The organism is Lentibacillus juripiscarius, assembly GCF_042685205.1.
Classification (GTDB): Bacteria; Bacillota; Bacilli; order Bacillales; family Amphibacillaceae; genus Lentibacillus; species Lentibacillus juripiscarius.
The window spans coordinates 49,707-65,041 of sequence record NZ_JBHUNA010000038.1 but is presented as its reverse complement, the minus strand read 5'-3'; the positions used below and the strand labels follow the sequence as shown (position 1 = coordinate 65,041).

Genomic DNA, 15,335 nt, shown 5'->3' with positions numbered 1-15,335 from the left:
GCATTTTAAAAATCCCGCATCATGATCGTTTAACTACAATTTTAGCTAGAACTGTAAGCGATTTCCCCACTGATGCTAAACAGGTTTTGCCGTATATTCAGTTATGGACCAATCGGTTCTGTCAGGGCAGGCACCTGTTTCCATGCATATTGAAAAGTATACGAAAAAAGGAGGATTTGAATATGAAAACAGAAGCGGAGATGAATCGTGTTTCAGCTGCAGAGAATTCGCATCTCTGGAACGCCATGCACAAGCATGATCCCGATGCCAAAGCAATGGTGGCGGAGTCAGGTAAGGGATCCTGGTTTCAGGATGAAGAGGGGAATCAGTATCTGGATGGTGTGTCAGGTCTGTGGTGTCTGAATCTGGGGTATGGAAGACAGGAAATTGCTGATGCAGCGGCGGAGCAAATGAAACAGCTCTCCTATTTTCCACTGACGATGAACCATAAACCAGCCATTCAGCTGGCTAACAAAATAAGTGATCTACTTGGTTCAGATTACCAGACATTTTTCTCCAACAGTGGTTCAGAAGCGAATGAAACTGCTTTTAAAATTGCCCGGCAGTATCATATACAGACAGGGAATCCGACGAAGTATAAGGTAATTTCTAGATACCGGGGCTATCATGGGTCAACGCTAGGTGCAATGAGTGCGACGGCGCAAGCGAACCGCCGGGTGAAATATGATCCGCCTGCACCAGGTTTCCTGCATGTGTCACCGCCATATAGTTACCGTTCGCTCTATGCCGGAACGCCGGAGGAAAAGGACTTGAGCGCTGCGGATGAACTGGAAGAGAAGATTACTTGGGAAGGGGAAGAAACCGTTGCTGCTGTGATTATGGAGCCATTCATTTCGGGTGGCGGCGTTATTATCCCCTCCATGAAATATATCGAACGTGTAGTTGAAATCTGCAAGAAGCATCAGGTGCTGCTCATTATGGATGAGGTTGTTGCTGGTTTTGGCAGGACGGGAGAAATGTTTGGGTTCAAGCATGCCAACGGTGTGGAACCGGATATCGTGACCATGGCAAAGGGGCTGACCAGCGGATATTTGCCACTTGGAGCGACAGCAGTAAGAAATGAAATATATAAAGAGTTTAAGCAAGAGGGGAATGACAACTACTTCCGGCACGTTTCCACTTATGGGGGTCATCCGGCAGCCTGTGCGGTGGCTTTGGAAAATATCAGAATTATTGAAGAAGAAAATATTGTAGACCGTGTTAAACAGCTTGGAAAAACAAAACTATCAGAACTGCACGATTTAGCGGATCACAAAAATGTTGGGGAAGTTCGCCAAGCCGGATTTTTACTTGGAATGGAAATGGTGGAGGATAAGGAATCCAAAACTCCATTGTCCGAGGAAAAAATGGGCGAAATTGTTGGCAAGTGTAAACAAAAAGGGCTTATCATCGGCAAAAACGGTGCGACAGTCCCCGGCGGCAATAACATTCTCATCATTGCACCACCGCTTTCCAGTACAGAGGAGGACCTGAACTTTATTATAGAAACGGTCCAATCGGTGATTCACAGCATGTAATAATCCGTCTGCTTAATGGCCAACTAAATAGATAGGAAGGGTATACATGTGAATTATGATCGGTTGAAAACGTTTATAACAGTTGCGGAGAAAAATAGTTTTTCAGAAGCAGCAAAAAGGCTGTTTGTCACACAGCCAACGATTACGTCCCACATCAAGGCGTTGGAAGAAGAATTGGATACAAGGTTATTTGAACGAACAACTAAAAAAGTAGAGATGACACCATCAGCAAAAATTTTACTGAAATACGCCAGAGAAATTGTGCAGATGAATGAGCACGCGCATAAAGAAATTACCCAATTGGAAAGGGAGTTCTATGGTGATTTGGGCATGGGGTGCAGTCTGACAATTGGTGAGTATTACCTCCCGGCGTTTCTGAAACGTTTTAAAGAGGCATACCCATTGATACAAATTCAAGTGAGCATTGCCAACTCTCATTCGGTTGTAAGTCAGGTGAAGGACCAATTGATTGATGTTGGATTGATTGAAACGCCAATTGAGGATGATCAGCTGCGAATGGAGCCATTTTTGCAGGATGAACTGGTTCTGATTGCGCCCCCTGGCTATTTTATGACGGATAATAAGCTGTCGCTGAAACAAATTCAACAGACACCGATAATTTTTAGAGAGGAGGGGTCAGGCACACGGGCGGTCGTCAATTACTATATGGAGCAAGCGGGGCTGACAGAAGATGATTTACATGTAGTGATGGAACTGGGAAGTACAGAGGCCATTAAAGCTGTCGTGGAATCAGGGTTAGGGGTTTCCTTCATTTCCAAAAATGCCATCCAGAAAGAAAAGGAATTGGGTCTCTTGCAAGCTTATCGCGTCAGTGGCCTGGAGATGAAGCGTAACTTCTATATCACATACCGGGAAAAGCATGTGCTGAAATCTGCAACCGAGCTATTTCTGGAAACATTAAGGAGTATTGCGAAAGAAGAAGTGATAATAGACTGATTCGCTGTGCATGGGTGACAGTTTGTAGGAATAATAGAATTTTTAGGAGGTATTCATTTATGGTAAAACAAAAAGAAGAAATGCAGCAGGTAGTAGCCAAGCAAAAGCAGAAAATGACACCGAGTGAGGCAATTGTTGAAACCCTCGTGGCGGAAAATGTGAAGGAAGTATACGGTATTGTCGGTTCTGCATTCATGGATATGCTGGATTTATTTCCGACGGCAGGGATTCGGTTTGTTCCGGTGCGGCACGAACAATCGGCCGGACATATGGCGGATGCGAAGGAGCGTGTGTCTGGAACGGCCGGAGTGATTGTTGGTCAAAATGGCCCGGGTATCACCAACATGGTAACATCCGTAGCCGCAGCCAATCAGGCGCACAGCCCGATGGTCGTTATTTCACCGTCTGCTGGTACACCGGCTATTGGCATGGATGGATTCCAGGAAGCTAACCAGGTGTCCATTTTTGAAGATATTACCAAGGAGACGGTTCGGGTGACACACACCAATCGTGTTGCGGATTGCCTGCGGACGGCTTTCCGGATTGCTTATGCTGAGCGTGGTCCAGTACTGTTTGATATTCCGCGCGATCTGTTCTACGGGGAAACAGAGGACTATATTCTAAAGCCGAACCAATACCGTGCGGATAAAAGGGGAAGCGGTGATCCGAAGTCCATTGAACGGGCTGTGGAGCTATTGAAAAATGCTAAGAAACCTGCGATTATTTCTGGCCGTGGTTCGGTTGATGCCGATGGGGTAGATTCAGTCGTGAAAATAGCCGAATACCTGTCAGCGCCAGCAGCATGCGCCTATATGCATAATGACGCGTTCCCGGCGGATCATCCTTTGGCAGTTGGTCCGATCGGCTATATGGGTTCCAAGGCGGCAATGTATTCCCTGCAGGAAGCGGATGTAGTGCTGGCAATCGGTACAAGGCTGTCACAATTCGGAACACTGCCATGTTATGACATTGATTACTTCCCGAAACATGCCGACATCATTCAGGTGGATATTAACCCGCGTCAGATTGGACGCACACATCCTGTTGAGGTGGGCATTATTGGGGATGCCAAAGCAGCCAGTGATGAAATTTTCCGTCAGCTGCAGTCGGCGCTTCCTTCGCCTGGAAAAGATGAGAAACGGATGCAGGCCGTCACTAAGCGCAAAGAAGATTGGGAGCAGGAACTGGTTGATCTGGCCATGGTGGACGGAAACCCAATCAATCCTCGCCGTGCACTGCTGGAAATGACGAAAGCATTGCCGGAAAATGCGATTGTTTCGTCTGATATCGGCAACGTGTCGTCGACGGCCAATGCTTACCTGAAGTTTACGCAAACTCGTCGTCATATCGCTGCGCTGACGTTCGGTAATACTGGTTTCGCTTATCCAGCTGCGCTTGGTGCTCAATTGGCGGAACCGGATGCACCAGTATTCGCCATTGTGGGTGATGGTGCATGGGGCATGAGTCTTCATGAAGTTAGTACGGCGGTAGAACAGAACATCCCTGTCATCGCATGTGTGTTCAATAATGAGGCATGGGCTGCCGAAAAGAAAAACCAGGTCGATTACTATGATGACCGTTACATTGGTTCCAATATTGAGGGGCCGGAATTTGCGGAAGTGGCACGATCGATGGGGGCACTTGCGTACAGCATTGACAAACCGGAAGACATTGCCCCGGCGATTGAAGATGCCATGAAACAGCGGAAACCGACCGTTCTAAACATTTACGTCGATGGCACACAGCTTGCCCCGCCATTCCGTAAAGACGCATTGAAGATGCCAACTCGCATGCTGGCTAAATATAAACACCTTGATTATAACGTTTGGGGGAAATAAGCGTTATATAGCCAATCTCTCTGCTGGAATGTTCCGGCAGAGAGATTTTAACAAGAAGAAAGTGAAGTTTTCCTTTTGTTGGTAAACAAGTTATTGTAAACGCTATCAAAGGGTGGCGGTCGCAGGTTAGGAAAAAGAATCTCGTAAGCAAGTCTTTTTCGTCAGGAGTTTTGTTGCAGACTTGTTAGAAGCAGATCTGAGGCTGAAGTATGGATGTCGAATTAAAAATTTGGAGGGAACTTTTGCATGAAGGAAAGAAAACAGCTTGCAAAAACGTTAAAGCCTCAATGGGTATGGGCGATTGCATTAGGATCGGCCATTGGTTGGGGGGCCTTTGTCCAGCCTTCTGTATGGATGCAAGGGTCCGGTCCGCTCGGAGCCATTATTGGGTTTGGTATTGGTGCTGCGCTGATGATGATTATTGCGGTCAGCTACGGTTTTCTGATTGAGCATTTTCCGGTATCCGGCGGTGAATTTGCCTATGCTTTCCTGGGTTTTAATCGTAATCACGCGTATGTAGCTGGATGGTTTTTAGTATTAGGCTATATTTGTATTGTTGCGTTAAATGCATCCGCTTTGTCACTGTTAATTAAATATATTCTGCCTAGCGTTGCTGAACAAGGGTATATGTACAGCTTAGCAGGCTGGGATGTTTATCTGGCGGAGGTAATTATTGCAAGTGTTGCTTTAGTGGTGTTTGCTTATTTGAATATTCGCGGGACGACAATTTCGGGAAGAATGCAGTTTATTTTTGTCATCTGTATGCTTGTAGGTATTGGCATTTTAACGATTGGTGCAGTTTCTCATCCGTCCGCGTCGTTCAGCAACCTTGATCCTCTTTTTAAGCCGGATGTATCGATGTGGTCAAGCGTTATCGTGATTGTGGCTATTGCGCCCTGGGCTTTTGTTGGCTTTGACAATATTCCCCAGGCAGCGGAGGAATTCAATTTTCCCCCTAAGAAAGGATTTATGCTGATCATTCTGTCCCTTATCTGTGCAGGTCTTGTGTATATATTTATGATTACGGCAACGGCTCTTGCGGCACCATGGCAGGACCTGGCCAATTTGCAGTGGGGCACTGGGGATGCGATGACCGGTATTATGGGGACTTTTGGTCTTATCATTCTTGCCACAGCATTAACCATGGGTGTCTGTACCGGGCTTAATGGATTTTTCGTGGCGAGCAGCCGTCTTCTGTTTGCAATGGGCCGTGCACAAATCATACCTCATGTTTTTGCAAAACTTCACCCAAAGCATGGAACCCCTCATGCAGGCATTCTCTTCACGTGTGCGGTATGTTTAATTTCCCCCTGGTTCGGTCGGCAAGTGCTGACATGGGTTGTCGATATGTCGTCTGTCGGTGTCACCATCGCCTATATTTATACATGTGTGGTTGCGTTTAAGTTGTTTAAATGGTCGAATGAAGCTTCACTCGTTGATCAATTTAGGGCGCTTCCATCTGTGGCAGCACCGGTAAAAAAGACATTCAGCCTACTGGGGGCAATAATCGGGTTTGTTTTTCTTGCGTTATTGCTCATTCCTGTATCACCAGCATTTATGGGAATACCATCACTAATTGCGCTATTCATCTGGATTGCACTGGGTACTGGCTTTTTTATCCTCAAAGGACCAGAATTCAACAAAATCGAACGAAAAGAACTTGAACACCTGATTTTAGGGGGACGTGGGGACGGTCCCGCTGCTGTCCCACCAGAAAATGTAAACTAAAGGTGTGGGCGCGGCGGGGCGAAGGGTTCAGCCGTTTTCCCGGATTGGTGGAGCTCTATCCGGATGACCGGACGGGCAGGGGAGAGGGCGCTCCGCACGATCACTCATCTCGCACTTTGCCGCCGCAACCGGGACAAGGAGCCTTCCCCGCGTCCCGCCCCCCTTTTTAGATGGTTTGGAGGAGCAGTTTTTTGAGCAGGGGGGAGAAGTGCTCGGGCAGCTGGGTGGCGGTTGGGACCATGATGCGTTCGCGCCCATATATATTGCGCATGAGGGTGTCGTCCTGTTCGCTGATATCTCCTTCTGCCAAAAACATGCCGATAACGTCGATGTTTTTCCGGCGTGTTTCAAACACGGCTTTGGTTGTGTCGATAATGCCGTTATCCGTGTAGTCTGAGGCCGCTGGCTGGCCATCGGAAAATACAAGCAGGAAACGGTTTTTCTCGTTACGGGCTTCAAGTTCTGCTGCTGCGGTCCGGATACTGAATCCGTCACGGTTGTCTTCCTGTGCTTCCAGCTGCATAATTTTGGCGCCATGATGCTGGTAGAGGGAGTCGCTGAACGAATGAATGACATGCGCGTAATTGGGTTTATAGTTGTCTTTTACTTCTGTGGCTTCCTCCCAAAACCCGATAATTGTGTGTGGAATCTTCAAGTCCTTAAGCACCTCATGGAATAAGATGACGCCTTTTTTGGTTTCTTCCATCTTGTTCATCATCGATGCGGAACAGTCGACGAGCAGGGTGAATGCGGCATCGATTTCCTTTGATTCCTCATTTTTTTTGTAAAACAGCCGCGGGTATTCGTCCGTCACTGCAGATAACAGCTTTTTGGAAAGCCGTCCGGCAGCCAAATTCTGGCGAGGTGCTGTCTGTTTATGTTCCAGCACTTTCTCAATGGTTTTGGACAGCCGCCGCTGATATGGGGCGATTTCCTCGGCATACATCCGGTAGCGATTTTCTTCCTCCTCGGAGGGGGCTTCGGCGAGTTTAACGATGCTGACGGCATATTTGTTTTCCCGTCCGAATTTGCCGCCGGAGGATGCTTCATCCTGATTGTCCTGGCTTTTTTCCATTGCCTCCATGTCGGAATAGTCGTTTTGTTCACTTTTTCCCGAGGATCCCTGAATCGACGCCATCGCCTGGTCGCCTTCTTCCGTTTCACGCGCGCCTTCTCCCATCAGGCTGGAACGGGTTCCCTCTTCCAGCTCGAACTGCATAAAGTTTTGCTGCTTTTCAGTGTTTTCATTTTCACTGTGCCAGGTGGAAAAATCCTGCTCAAATGTTTCGCTGTTTTCTTCTTTAACATCTTCCTCCAGGCTGTCATTGGCGAGCGGATCGGTACGGGTCAGTTCATCAAAAGCGGTTTCGAATGTATAGTCTTCAAGCCTGGCAATGGGAAAAATGAAATAGTCATTGATCATGTCAGCCATGGTTTCATCGAGCTGAAAAACGACTGACTCCGCTGCGTGGACGACTTCACGAGTGTTCCGAGCTTCATAAGCCTGAAAAATAGCCGGCTTCAAGGCGAGCAGCTGATTCAATTGCTGCTCATTTGCTCCCGGAAAAGATGGATCCGGCTGCTCGGACTGAATCAGCAGGCAAATCAAGCAGTACAGTTCATCCAGGGCAAAACCGCGTGTGACGTTTGTTTTCAGCTGTTGAGTAAAATAGCGGATGAGGTACGCCCGGCGGGTGCTGAAAAGCTGAGCAGTTCCCGGACGTTCTTTTTTAACAAGTTCCTCCAGGCGGATGTTTTCAAATAACGTAAACAGCTGCCCGGCGAATTTAGGATGTTGTGATTCGGATGCTTGCTGCATGTACGTTTGCATAACTGGCATGCTGGAATAATGGAGTGTACCTCGCGTTCGCAGCAGTATATCAGTTTTGAGCCCAGCTTCTTTTGCCAATTCGCTGCCGATTCCCCAATTGGCACTTGCTGTTATGCGCCGTTTTTCCATGTCAATGGCCGATCCATACGCATAATCAAACGTCAAATCAGGAATGCCGGATAAAATAGCGGCCAAATCCTGCAGCTGCAGAAAAAGGCGGGTGTCAATGCTGGTGTCGCGAAAACGATACATATGGATTCTCCTATCCGAATAGTGTTTCAGCCATTGTGTGAACGAGCGTCTTTTCCCGGTCCTCATCAAGCTTGTCGGCGATGGCGCGGCGGATTGCCCGTTTTGGCGGAACCATGGAACTTAAGTCGCACGCATCAAGGAGCGCTCGGATAGAAGCGGCATCCTCCGAAAGTTTTCCTTGTGCCACGGCCTGGATAAGGTCGCCAGAGAGGCGGACGAATAAACCAATGGTGTTCTCGTCATTTAGCCGGCTTTCATTTTGGAGCAGCCGCTTCAATTGCTCTCCTTGCAAATAAGGGATGTCGATAACAACGAAACGGTTTTTCAATGCTTCATTCAAAGGGACAGTGCCGACATAGCCTTCGTTGATTGCCGCTACGACGCCGAAACCATGTTTGGCCGTGATAATTTCTTCCGTGAACGGGTTGGTGATGGTGCGCCGATAGTCCAGTACACCATTAATGAGCGGAAGTGTCTCCGGTTTGGCCATATTGATTTCATCTATGTAAAGAAAGGTCCCGTTTTTCATGGCGTTAGTGACCGGGCCAGGGACAAATTCGATGACTTGTTTATCGCCTTCGTAAGCTAGCGTCTTAAATCCCATTAGGCTCTCCGCGTCCAGATCAACCGAGCAATTAACATTGAACATCGACTGATTAAATAAGTTGGAAAGCGTCTCAGCAAACCGCGTTTTCCCTGAACCGGTCGGCCCTTTCAAAAGAACATTTTTCCCCATGCTCAGGGCCGTAATGGCATCGATCAGCATTTCATTGTCGGGCGGCACATACCCGCCACCGCGAACAAGATCGCTAAAAGCAGGATTATCCTGCCTGTTTTCTTTTACTAATTGCCTGATTCCCTCAGGCAGCTGCGCAAAAACTGTCATAACCAAACTCCTTTCCACACACATTGTAACCCCTTCAGAACCAATATGAAAGTTTCACGGGATGAGACGCGGTCCATGGTCCTAATCCAGTTTAATGTTTTGCATTAATCGATTGTCACATTTTTGTGCGCGGGAAGTGCAGTTATTTTATTGTTCACCAATTGGCGCAGCGGCAGCACAATTTTGAGAATTGTCCTTTGACCGACGTTCATGAAAAAAAGCCTCTCTGTGCAAACTAAAATAAAACAAAAAGGGAGGTGCCACAATGAAAAATGACAAGCAAACAAATGCCAGGTACACGTCGGCAGGAACGGATATCGAAGCAATGAAGGAACAAAGCCGCCGATCCGGACTGACTTATAATGAAGCAAAAGCGTATATAGCCCGGACAACGGGAGGGCATGGTACGAATATTTACAGCGATACCGATGTTGAAGAAGTGAAACGTAAGAATCAGCAATCGGGGGAGAATGCACGGAACGATAAGCAGTGATGCGTGTTTGCTGCTGAATATAGAGTAGGGGTATCAGCGACTCAAACAAAACACCGGCATCCGTCTGAAAAAACGGAATGCCGGTGTTTTGTTGTTTTCTTTAACCTATTTGACTGGCGGGATTGTGGGACAGAAGCCTGCTCCCACGTCTCGCCCTGGGCCAAGGAGCCCGTTCCATTCTCACCAACGCCCGCTCCTCTCATCCACCAAATCTAGAACTGGGACAGTAAGCCTGACCCCATGTCCCATTTGTAGGCGGTGAGGGTGATTTGGCCTTTGGTGTGGAAGGTGATGTTTGGGTCACGTGTGCTGTCAAAGATTCGGGCGCTGAATGTTTCTTCCCCGTTGTTGAGAAAGAGTTCCACGGATGAGGTGTCTTTGTACACCTGGATGTGGTTCAGTGTTTCTAAATAACACTTCCTGCTTTCCATTCCTTTTTGATCAAAGCGCATTCGTTCCAGGGTGCATGTCCGCGTTGCCTCGTCATACGTGAATGTGGTCGTTTTGCCGAATCTTATTTGAAAGCTGGCTGCGTCCCATTCCCTGAAGCTCACTTGTAATTCGAAAGCATCTCCATGCATATTTTCCAGCTGTTTTTCCTCATCTTTCAGAGTGACATGGTGATGGGAAACACCACTCAATCGTAACTGTTCCAGCTCTTCAACAGGATGCTGGCGTATGCTGCCGTCTATGAATTCCAAAGAGCGGGGGATGGTAAGGGCGTGCACCCAGCCGTATTCGGCGGTCGGATGTTCTGTCCCACCAATTTCGGCATTGCCCATCCATGCCATTAAAATCCGTCTTCCATCGGGTGCTTCCGTTGTCTGGGGCGCATAAAAATCGAATCCCCGGTCCAGCTCGGTAAAGTCCCCGTGCTCATAGGAAAGGGCTTTATTGTCAACTTTCCCGGAAAGGTAGCCAGCCTGAAAGATATTGTTGTAATAATAGCCATCCGGTTCTAGTCCTTGTGGGGAAATAATCAGAATATCGGAACCGTCCAGTTCAAATAAATCCGGGCATTCCCACATGTAGCCGAGACCTTCCTCGCCGAAACTGTCTGCACTAGCGAGTTTTCCCTGAAAGGTCCAGTTCCTTAAGTCCGGTGATGTATACAGGACAACAGCACCTTCGCGATCTTCTGACTGGGCACCGATAACCATCTGCCAGCTGTTATTTTTATAAAATACTTTTGGATCCCGGAAATGGGCGGTATACCCGTCCGGTACGTGGATGACAGGCCCTTCTTTGTGAAAGTGATGGCCGTCTTCAGACACAGCAAGACACTGATAGGATTCCCGCTCTCCATCCTCATTTTTTACATTGCCGGTATAGAAGATATAAAGCTTATCATCTTTCACGACGGCACTTCCCGAATAGCACCCGTCTTTGTCATACCATTCGTCAGGCGCCAATGCCGGCGACACAAGTTCCCAATGGGTCAAATTTTCGGAAATAAAGTGCCCCCAGAATTTTTTCCCGTGCTTCGTTTCAAATGGATTCCACTGAAAAAACAAATGATACCGGCCCTGAAAATAAATAAACCCGTTCGGATCATTGATCAGACCGACCGGTGCCATCAGATGGTAATGAAGGCGGTAAGGATCAGCTGCCACAAGCTCTTGACGATCAGCCAGATGGCGGCAGGCTTCATGGATAAGGGCTGTTGGTTGATTCATTCGTGATGCATCCTTTCTAAAAAAAACCCGGCACCCATCGGCCTTCAAAGGATGTTCAAAAATTCCGGTGAAAATTATCCTTCTTTTTGGACACGCACTTTCGGTGAATGCCGGGTATTTCATTTAACTAGGCCTGTTTTCTGCATTCGCTTCCGTTTCTTTTCGTTCATTGTCAGAGAAACCGAAAAGCCATGTCAGTACAAAAGCCGTGACAATCGCAATGATGTTTACGAGAATATATTGCAAGACCTGGCCGTTCAGGTATAGAAGTGTTCCAGGAATAACTGTAATGGCCATGCCAGTTCCTTTAAGCCCAAGGATCGATGCGGTGAATCCGCCGACCCCACCGCCGATCAGCCCGGCGACAAACGGTTTCACATAACGCAGGTTCACCCCGAAAATGGCCGGTTCCGTAATACCAAGAAACGCGGAAAAAGATGAAGGCAGAGCCAAGGCTTTCAGTTTGTTTGATTTGGTCTTCATCCCAACAGCTAGTGCCGCACCGCCCTGGGCTGCAACAGATGACGTGATGATAGCGTTATAAGGGTTGCTGCCGAAGTTCTCCAGCAGCTGAATTTCCATTAAGTTGAAAATATGATGCACACCAGTGATCACAATAATCTGGTTCAATCCACCGATCAAAAAGCCGGCAATGCCAAATGGCAAGTTCAACACAGCGAGCGTTCCTTGCAGAATATATTCCTCGACCGTGTGGAAAATAGGTCCAATCACAAACAAGGCAGCGATAATCATAACCAATAACGTTAAAAATGGTGTAACAATCAGATCGAGTGATTCCGGAACCCGTTTACGTATGAACTGCTCCAGTTTGGCGCCGAGAATCCCCGCGAAAAAGGCCGGCAATACCGCGCCCTGGTAACCAACAACAGGAATAAATCCAAAAAAGTACAGGGGCTCTATTTCGGTTGCCACATCCCATGCATTCGGAAGTTCCGGACTGACGAGCATTAAGCCCAGGACAAGTCCGATAATGGGAGTTCCGCCGAATACTCGGAATGTTGACCACGCCACTAGCGCTGGTAAAAATACAAATGCTGTATCCGTTAAAATCTGCGTGAACAACAGAAAGTTATCTGAGATATCGGCCGGTGTCATGCCAAACAAGGCCAAGATTTGCTCTTGCATAACAAGCCCGCGAACACCCATGAACAAGCCGGTGGCAACAAGGACCGGGATGATTGGCACAAACACATCGCCCAATGTCCGGATGGCACGCTGCAATGCATTTTTGTCTTTGGCTGCCGACTTGGACTGTTCGGACTTATCCGTTGCGTTGACACCGAGTTTATCCACTTCGTCATAAATTTGATTCACTGTACCTGTACCAAGGATGACTTGGTACTGACCAGAGTTGAAAAAAGCACCTTTCACTTTATTAACATTTTCTACCGCTTCCTGGTCGATTTGTTCTTTATCGTTTACCATAAAACGGAGCCGGGTGGCGCAGTGGGCGACGGATTGGATATTCTCCATTCCGCCAATGGCTTCAACAAGCTCTTTGGCAATTTTTTTATTTTCAGCCAAGTTCATTCACTCCTTTACAATGATTGTATATCTTAGGTGTGCGGAATCGATTCCACAAAAAAGAAAAAAGGGATCCCTAGTTTTTAACCAGGGAGGATAAATCTGATTCTTCCCGTATGGAAGCATTCGCTCTGGAATCGATTCCATCATACGTATAAAAGTATTTTTCATCCTATAAATGTCCCTTGCCTAGCCTGACCAGCAGATGATGCAAATGGCTGCTGCAAATGCCCGGTAAAGCTTGAATGAAGCAGCGGGTAGCTCTTCGTTTTTGTGATTCTCTTACCAGCTGATGGAGACACTCTGGCGAAGAGTGAAATCGATTCCATATAGTTATCATACACTATCACGGCTAATCAGTCTATAGTTGAGCATAATTTTTTCACATGGCTGTTCAGTGTCATTTGTCTGCAGCAGGATTTGTTTGGCGGCATGCGCACCAGCGTGTTCATTCTGGTAATCAACAGTTGTTAATGGCGGATCTGAATATTGTCCAATTTCGGATGCGCCAATCCCGGCAACCGCAATATCTGCAGGCACTATGAATCCGGCTTTTTTCAAAAAGCTTTTTGCGCCTATTGCCAACCGGTCCGTCACAGCAAAAACAGCACTTGGCTGCCTGCCTTGCTGCATCATTCTTTCCATGGCGTCATGTCCGGAGTCGATGTCAAAGACGGCTTCCTCCATCCACTCTGATGCGACTGGCAGATGATGTTTTTCCATGGCTTTGAGGTACCCTTGCTTGCGCATGTATCCGACGGCACGGTCTGTTTCATCAACACCGATAAATCCGATGCGGGTATGGCCCCTGCTAATCAGATACGATGTGATCTCCATTGCCGCACCTTCATCATCGTTTACAATACTGGGAACACCCTCAAGCTCCTGACCGATCATGACAGCGGGAATGGGCAATGTGTTTAGCTTTTCGGCTAACTGTGGTTCGGTGTTCGTTCCCAACAAGATAATCCCATCAACCTGGCGCACTTGCAGCAGGTCAAGGTATTCGAGTTCTTTTTGCTGGTCAAGATTGGTGGCAGCCAGCAGGATTTGGTAGCCATGTTTTGCAAGCTCTTTATCTATGCCGGCAACGATTTTTCCGGATGTTTCGGTATGAATGGTGGGAACAATAACACCAATGACCTTTGTTTTCTTTGTGCGAAGTGACTTGGCGTGTTCACTCGGCACATAGCCCGTTTTTTCAACGACTTCTTCAATTCTTTTTCTCGCTTCCTCGCTGACGTAGCCGGAATTGTTTAACGCGCGGGAAACAGTAGATCTGGATACATTTGCCATCTCCGCTATTTCTTTGATGGTATGCACTGCTTCTCCTCCTTAACAGGCAGTCGGCTGTGGACTGGTTCTGTGTCTTTGCCTATGGTGATGCCAAGTGGTAAAGTTAGTATTATCAACATGATAACACAAGGAGGCAAAAACGATGAAACAGGGGGTTGCAATGCTTGGAGAAGCTTTGGTCGACTTTATTCCGGCTGATCCGGCTAACACCACTTTTCAGCGTAGTCCCGGCGGTGCACCTGCCAATGTTGCTGCAGGCTTGGCACGGCTTGGGGAGCGCGCGACCTTTGTAGGAAAAGTAGGTAATGATGTACTTGGAAAATTTATGAAGGAAACCCTTGCTTCGTATGGTGTCCGGACAAGCCAGATGGCATTCACCCGCGACTATCGGACAGGGCTGACGTTTGTAACTAATACAGCAGATGGCGACCGAAGTTTCGATTTTTATATAGATCCGAGTGCTGACCGATTTCTTGAGGCGGCAGATATTGATGAAGCCGATTTAAAAAATCATAAAATCCTGCATATAGGCTCCATTTCCTTAATCCAGAATCCGGCAAAGCAAGCAACTGAATATGCCGTCAAACGGGCAAAAGAACATGATATGCTCATCTCTTATGACCCCAATTTGCGGATGATGCTCTGGGATTCCGAGGAGCACGCGCGCACGACGATTGTGTCGATGCTTGGTGAAATGGACATTTTGAAACTATCCGAAGATGAACTTGCATTCATTACTGGAAAAAGTTCACTTGCGGAGGGGATGGATGAACTCGCCGTATATGATGTACCGCTTACGGTTGTTACGCTCGGGGCCAAAGGCAGCTATATCGCAGTCGGCGGGGAATCTGTACATATACCGGCGATGAATGTGACAGCAGTGGACACAACGGGTGCGGGTGATGCGTTTGTATCGGGGATGCTGTACGGTTTATGTCGATTTGAAAAGGATTTGGACGAGCTTACCCTCGAAGAAGCCGTCCGGATGGCAAAATTCGGTGCCGTGTCCGGTGCGCTGGCCGCTTCCACAAAAGGCGCCATGCAAGCGTTGCCGACACTCGCAGAAGTGAAAGAATTTCTGTAGGGGGATAATGGGTCTCCCTGGCTACGGCGATCTTTATAAGTTTATCTGGTGTTTTGTGGTAATTATAATTCACGCGGAATATGGGACAAGGAGCTGTTCTGACAGTTTTCTGTCTTTTTTCTTGCCTTCTCCCCGGTTTAGTTTTTAGTGTGGCGTGATTCTGTGGAAACAATTCATGCCAGTGATTGGTCGTCATAAAATTGCTGGTAAA

General features: G+C 47.5%; 11 protein-coding genes. 6 read left to right on the top strand and 5 right to left on the bottom strand.

Features of this window, described 5'->3' with window-relative positions; translation table 11 throughout:
* Nucleotides 1–182 precede the first annotated feature (182 nt).
* From ACFSUO_RS14490 to ACFSUO_RS14475, 4 genes are all read left to right on the top strand, one after another.
* Complete coding sequence (locus ACFSUO_RS14490; RefSeq protein ID WP_382395343.1) at nt 183–1,538, top strand: aminotransferase; 1,356 nt, start codon at nt 183–185, stop codon at nt 1,536–1,538.
* A gap of 48 nt (nt 1,539–1,586) precedes the next feature.
* Nucleotides 1,587–2,495 carry a selenium metabolism-associated LysR family transcriptional regulator gene (locus tag ACFSUO_RS14485; RefSeq protein WP_382395341.1) on the top strand — a complete coding sequence of 303 codons (909 nt, stop codon included), beginning with the start codon at nt 1,587–1,589 and terminating at the stop codon, nt 2,493–2,495.
* A gap of 59 nt (nt 2,496–2,554) precedes the next feature.
* Nucleotides 2,555–4,333 (top strand): sulfoacetaldehyde acetyltransferase, encoded by a 1,779-nt coding sequence (gene xsc / locus ACFSUO_RS14480; RefSeq protein ID WP_382395339.1) that lies wholly within the window; start codon nt 2,555–2,557, stop codon nt 4,331–4,333.
* Nucleotides 4,334–4,579: 246 nt separating this feature from the next.
* Nucleotides 4,580–6,061, top strand: coding sequence for an APC family permease (locus ACFSUO_RS14475; protein ID WP_382395337.1), 1,482 nt, complete (start codon nt 4,580–4,582; stop codon nt 6,059–6,061).
* Between the two features lie 166 nt (nt 6,062–6,227).
* Here the strand turns inward: ACFSUO_RS14475 and ACFSUO_RS14470 are convergent, their stop codons facing one another.
* Together ACFSUO_RS14470 and ACFSUO_RS14465 are read right to left on the bottom strand one after the other, a co-directional pair.
* The gene (locus tag ACFSUO_RS14470; RefSeq protein WP_382395335.1) at nt 6,228–8,144 is read right to left on the bottom strand and encodes a vWA domain-containing protein; all 1,917 of its coding nucleotides are present in this window, start codon (nt 8,142–8,144) and stop codon (nt 6,228–6,230) included.
* 10 nt (nt 8,145–8,154) lie between these two features.
* Nucleotides 8,155–9,030 carry an ATP-binding protein gene (locus ACFSUO_RS14465; protein WP_382395333.1) on the bottom strand — a complete coding sequence of 292 codons (876 nt, stop codon included), beginning with the start codon at nt 9,028–9,030 and terminating at the stop codon, nt 8,155–8,157.
* 265 nt (nt 9,031–9,295) lie between these two features.
* On the opposite strand from ACFSUO_RS14465, the gene ACFSUO_RS14460 reads away from it, so the two are divergent.
* Entirely contained in the window at nt 9,296–9,523 is a 228-nt protein-coding gene (locus ACFSUO_RS14460) for a gamma-type small acid-soluble spore protein (RefSeq protein ID WP_382395331.1), read from the top strand.
* A gap of 212 nt (nt 9,524–9,735) precedes the next feature.
* Here ACFSUO_RS14460 and ACFSUO_RS14455 read toward each other — a convergent pair whose 3' ends face one another.
* The 3 genes from ACFSUO_RS14455 to ACFSUO_RS14445 all read right to left on the bottom strand — a co-directional run bounded on the left by ACFSUO_RS14455 (nt 9,736) and on the right by ACFSUO_RS14445 (nt 14,067).
* Nucleotides 9,736–11,199, bottom strand: coding sequence for a glycoside hydrolase family 32 protein (locus ACFSUO_RS14455; RefSeq protein WP_382395329.1), 1,464 nt, complete (start codon nt 11,197–11,199; stop codon nt 9,736–9,738).
* A gap of 123 nt (nt 11,200–11,322) precedes the next feature.
* Nucleotides 11,323–12,744, bottom strand: coding sequence for a sucrose-specific PTS transporter subunit IIBC (locus tag ACFSUO_RS14450; RefSeq protein ID WP_382395327.1), 1,422 nt, complete (start codon nt 12,742–12,744; stop codon nt 11,323–11,325).
* Between the two features lie 336 nt (nt 12,745–13,080).
* A complete protein-coding gene (locus tag ACFSUO_RS14445) occupies nt 13,081–14,067 on the bottom strand; it encodes a LacI family DNA-binding transcriptional regulator (RefSeq protein WP_382395325.1) in 987 nt (328 codons plus the stop codon).
* 115 nt (nt 14,068–14,182) lie between these two features.
* On the opposite strand from ACFSUO_RS14445, the gene ACFSUO_RS14440 reads away from it, so the two are divergent.
* A complete protein-coding gene (locus tag ACFSUO_RS14440; RefSeq protein WP_382395323.1) occupies nt 14,183–15,124 on the top strand; it encodes a carbohydrate kinase family protein in 942 nt (313 codons plus the stop codon).
* Nucleotides 15,125–15,335: the final 211 nt, after the last annotated feature.

Coding starts and splice junctions, on each gene's coding strand:
- ACFSUO_RS14490 (WP_382395343.1), top strand. CDS start 183: ATGAAAACAGAAGCGGAGATGAATCGTGTTTCAGCTGCAGAGAATTCG.
- xsc (WP_382395339.1), top strand. CDS start 2,555: ATGGTAAAACAAAAAGAAGAAATGCAGCAGGTAGTAGCCAAGCAAAAG.
- ACFSUO_RS14475 (WP_382395337.1), top strand. CDS start 4,580: ATGAAGGAAAGAAAACAGCTTGCAAAAACGTTAAAGCCTCAATGGGTA.
- ACFSUO_RS14470 (WP_382395335.1), bottom strand. CDS start 8,144: ATGTATCGTTTTCGCGACACCAGCATTGACACCCGCCTTTTTCTGCAG.
- ACFSUO_RS14465 (WP_382395333.1), bottom strand. CDS start 9,030: ATGACAGTTTTTGCGCAGCTGCCTGAGGGAATCAGGCAATTAGTAAAA.
- ACFSUO_RS14460 (WP_382395331.1), top strand. CDS start 9,296: ATGAAAAATGACAAGCAAACAAATGCCAGGTACACGTCGGCAGGAACG.
- ACFSUO_RS14455 (WP_382395329.1), bottom strand. CDS start 11,199: ATGAATCAACCAACAGCCCTTATCCATGAAGCCTGCCGCCATCTGGCT.
- ACFSUO_RS14440 (WP_382395323.1), top strand. CDS start 14,183: ATGAAACAGGGGGTTGCAATGCTTGGAGAAGCTTTGGTCGACTTTATT.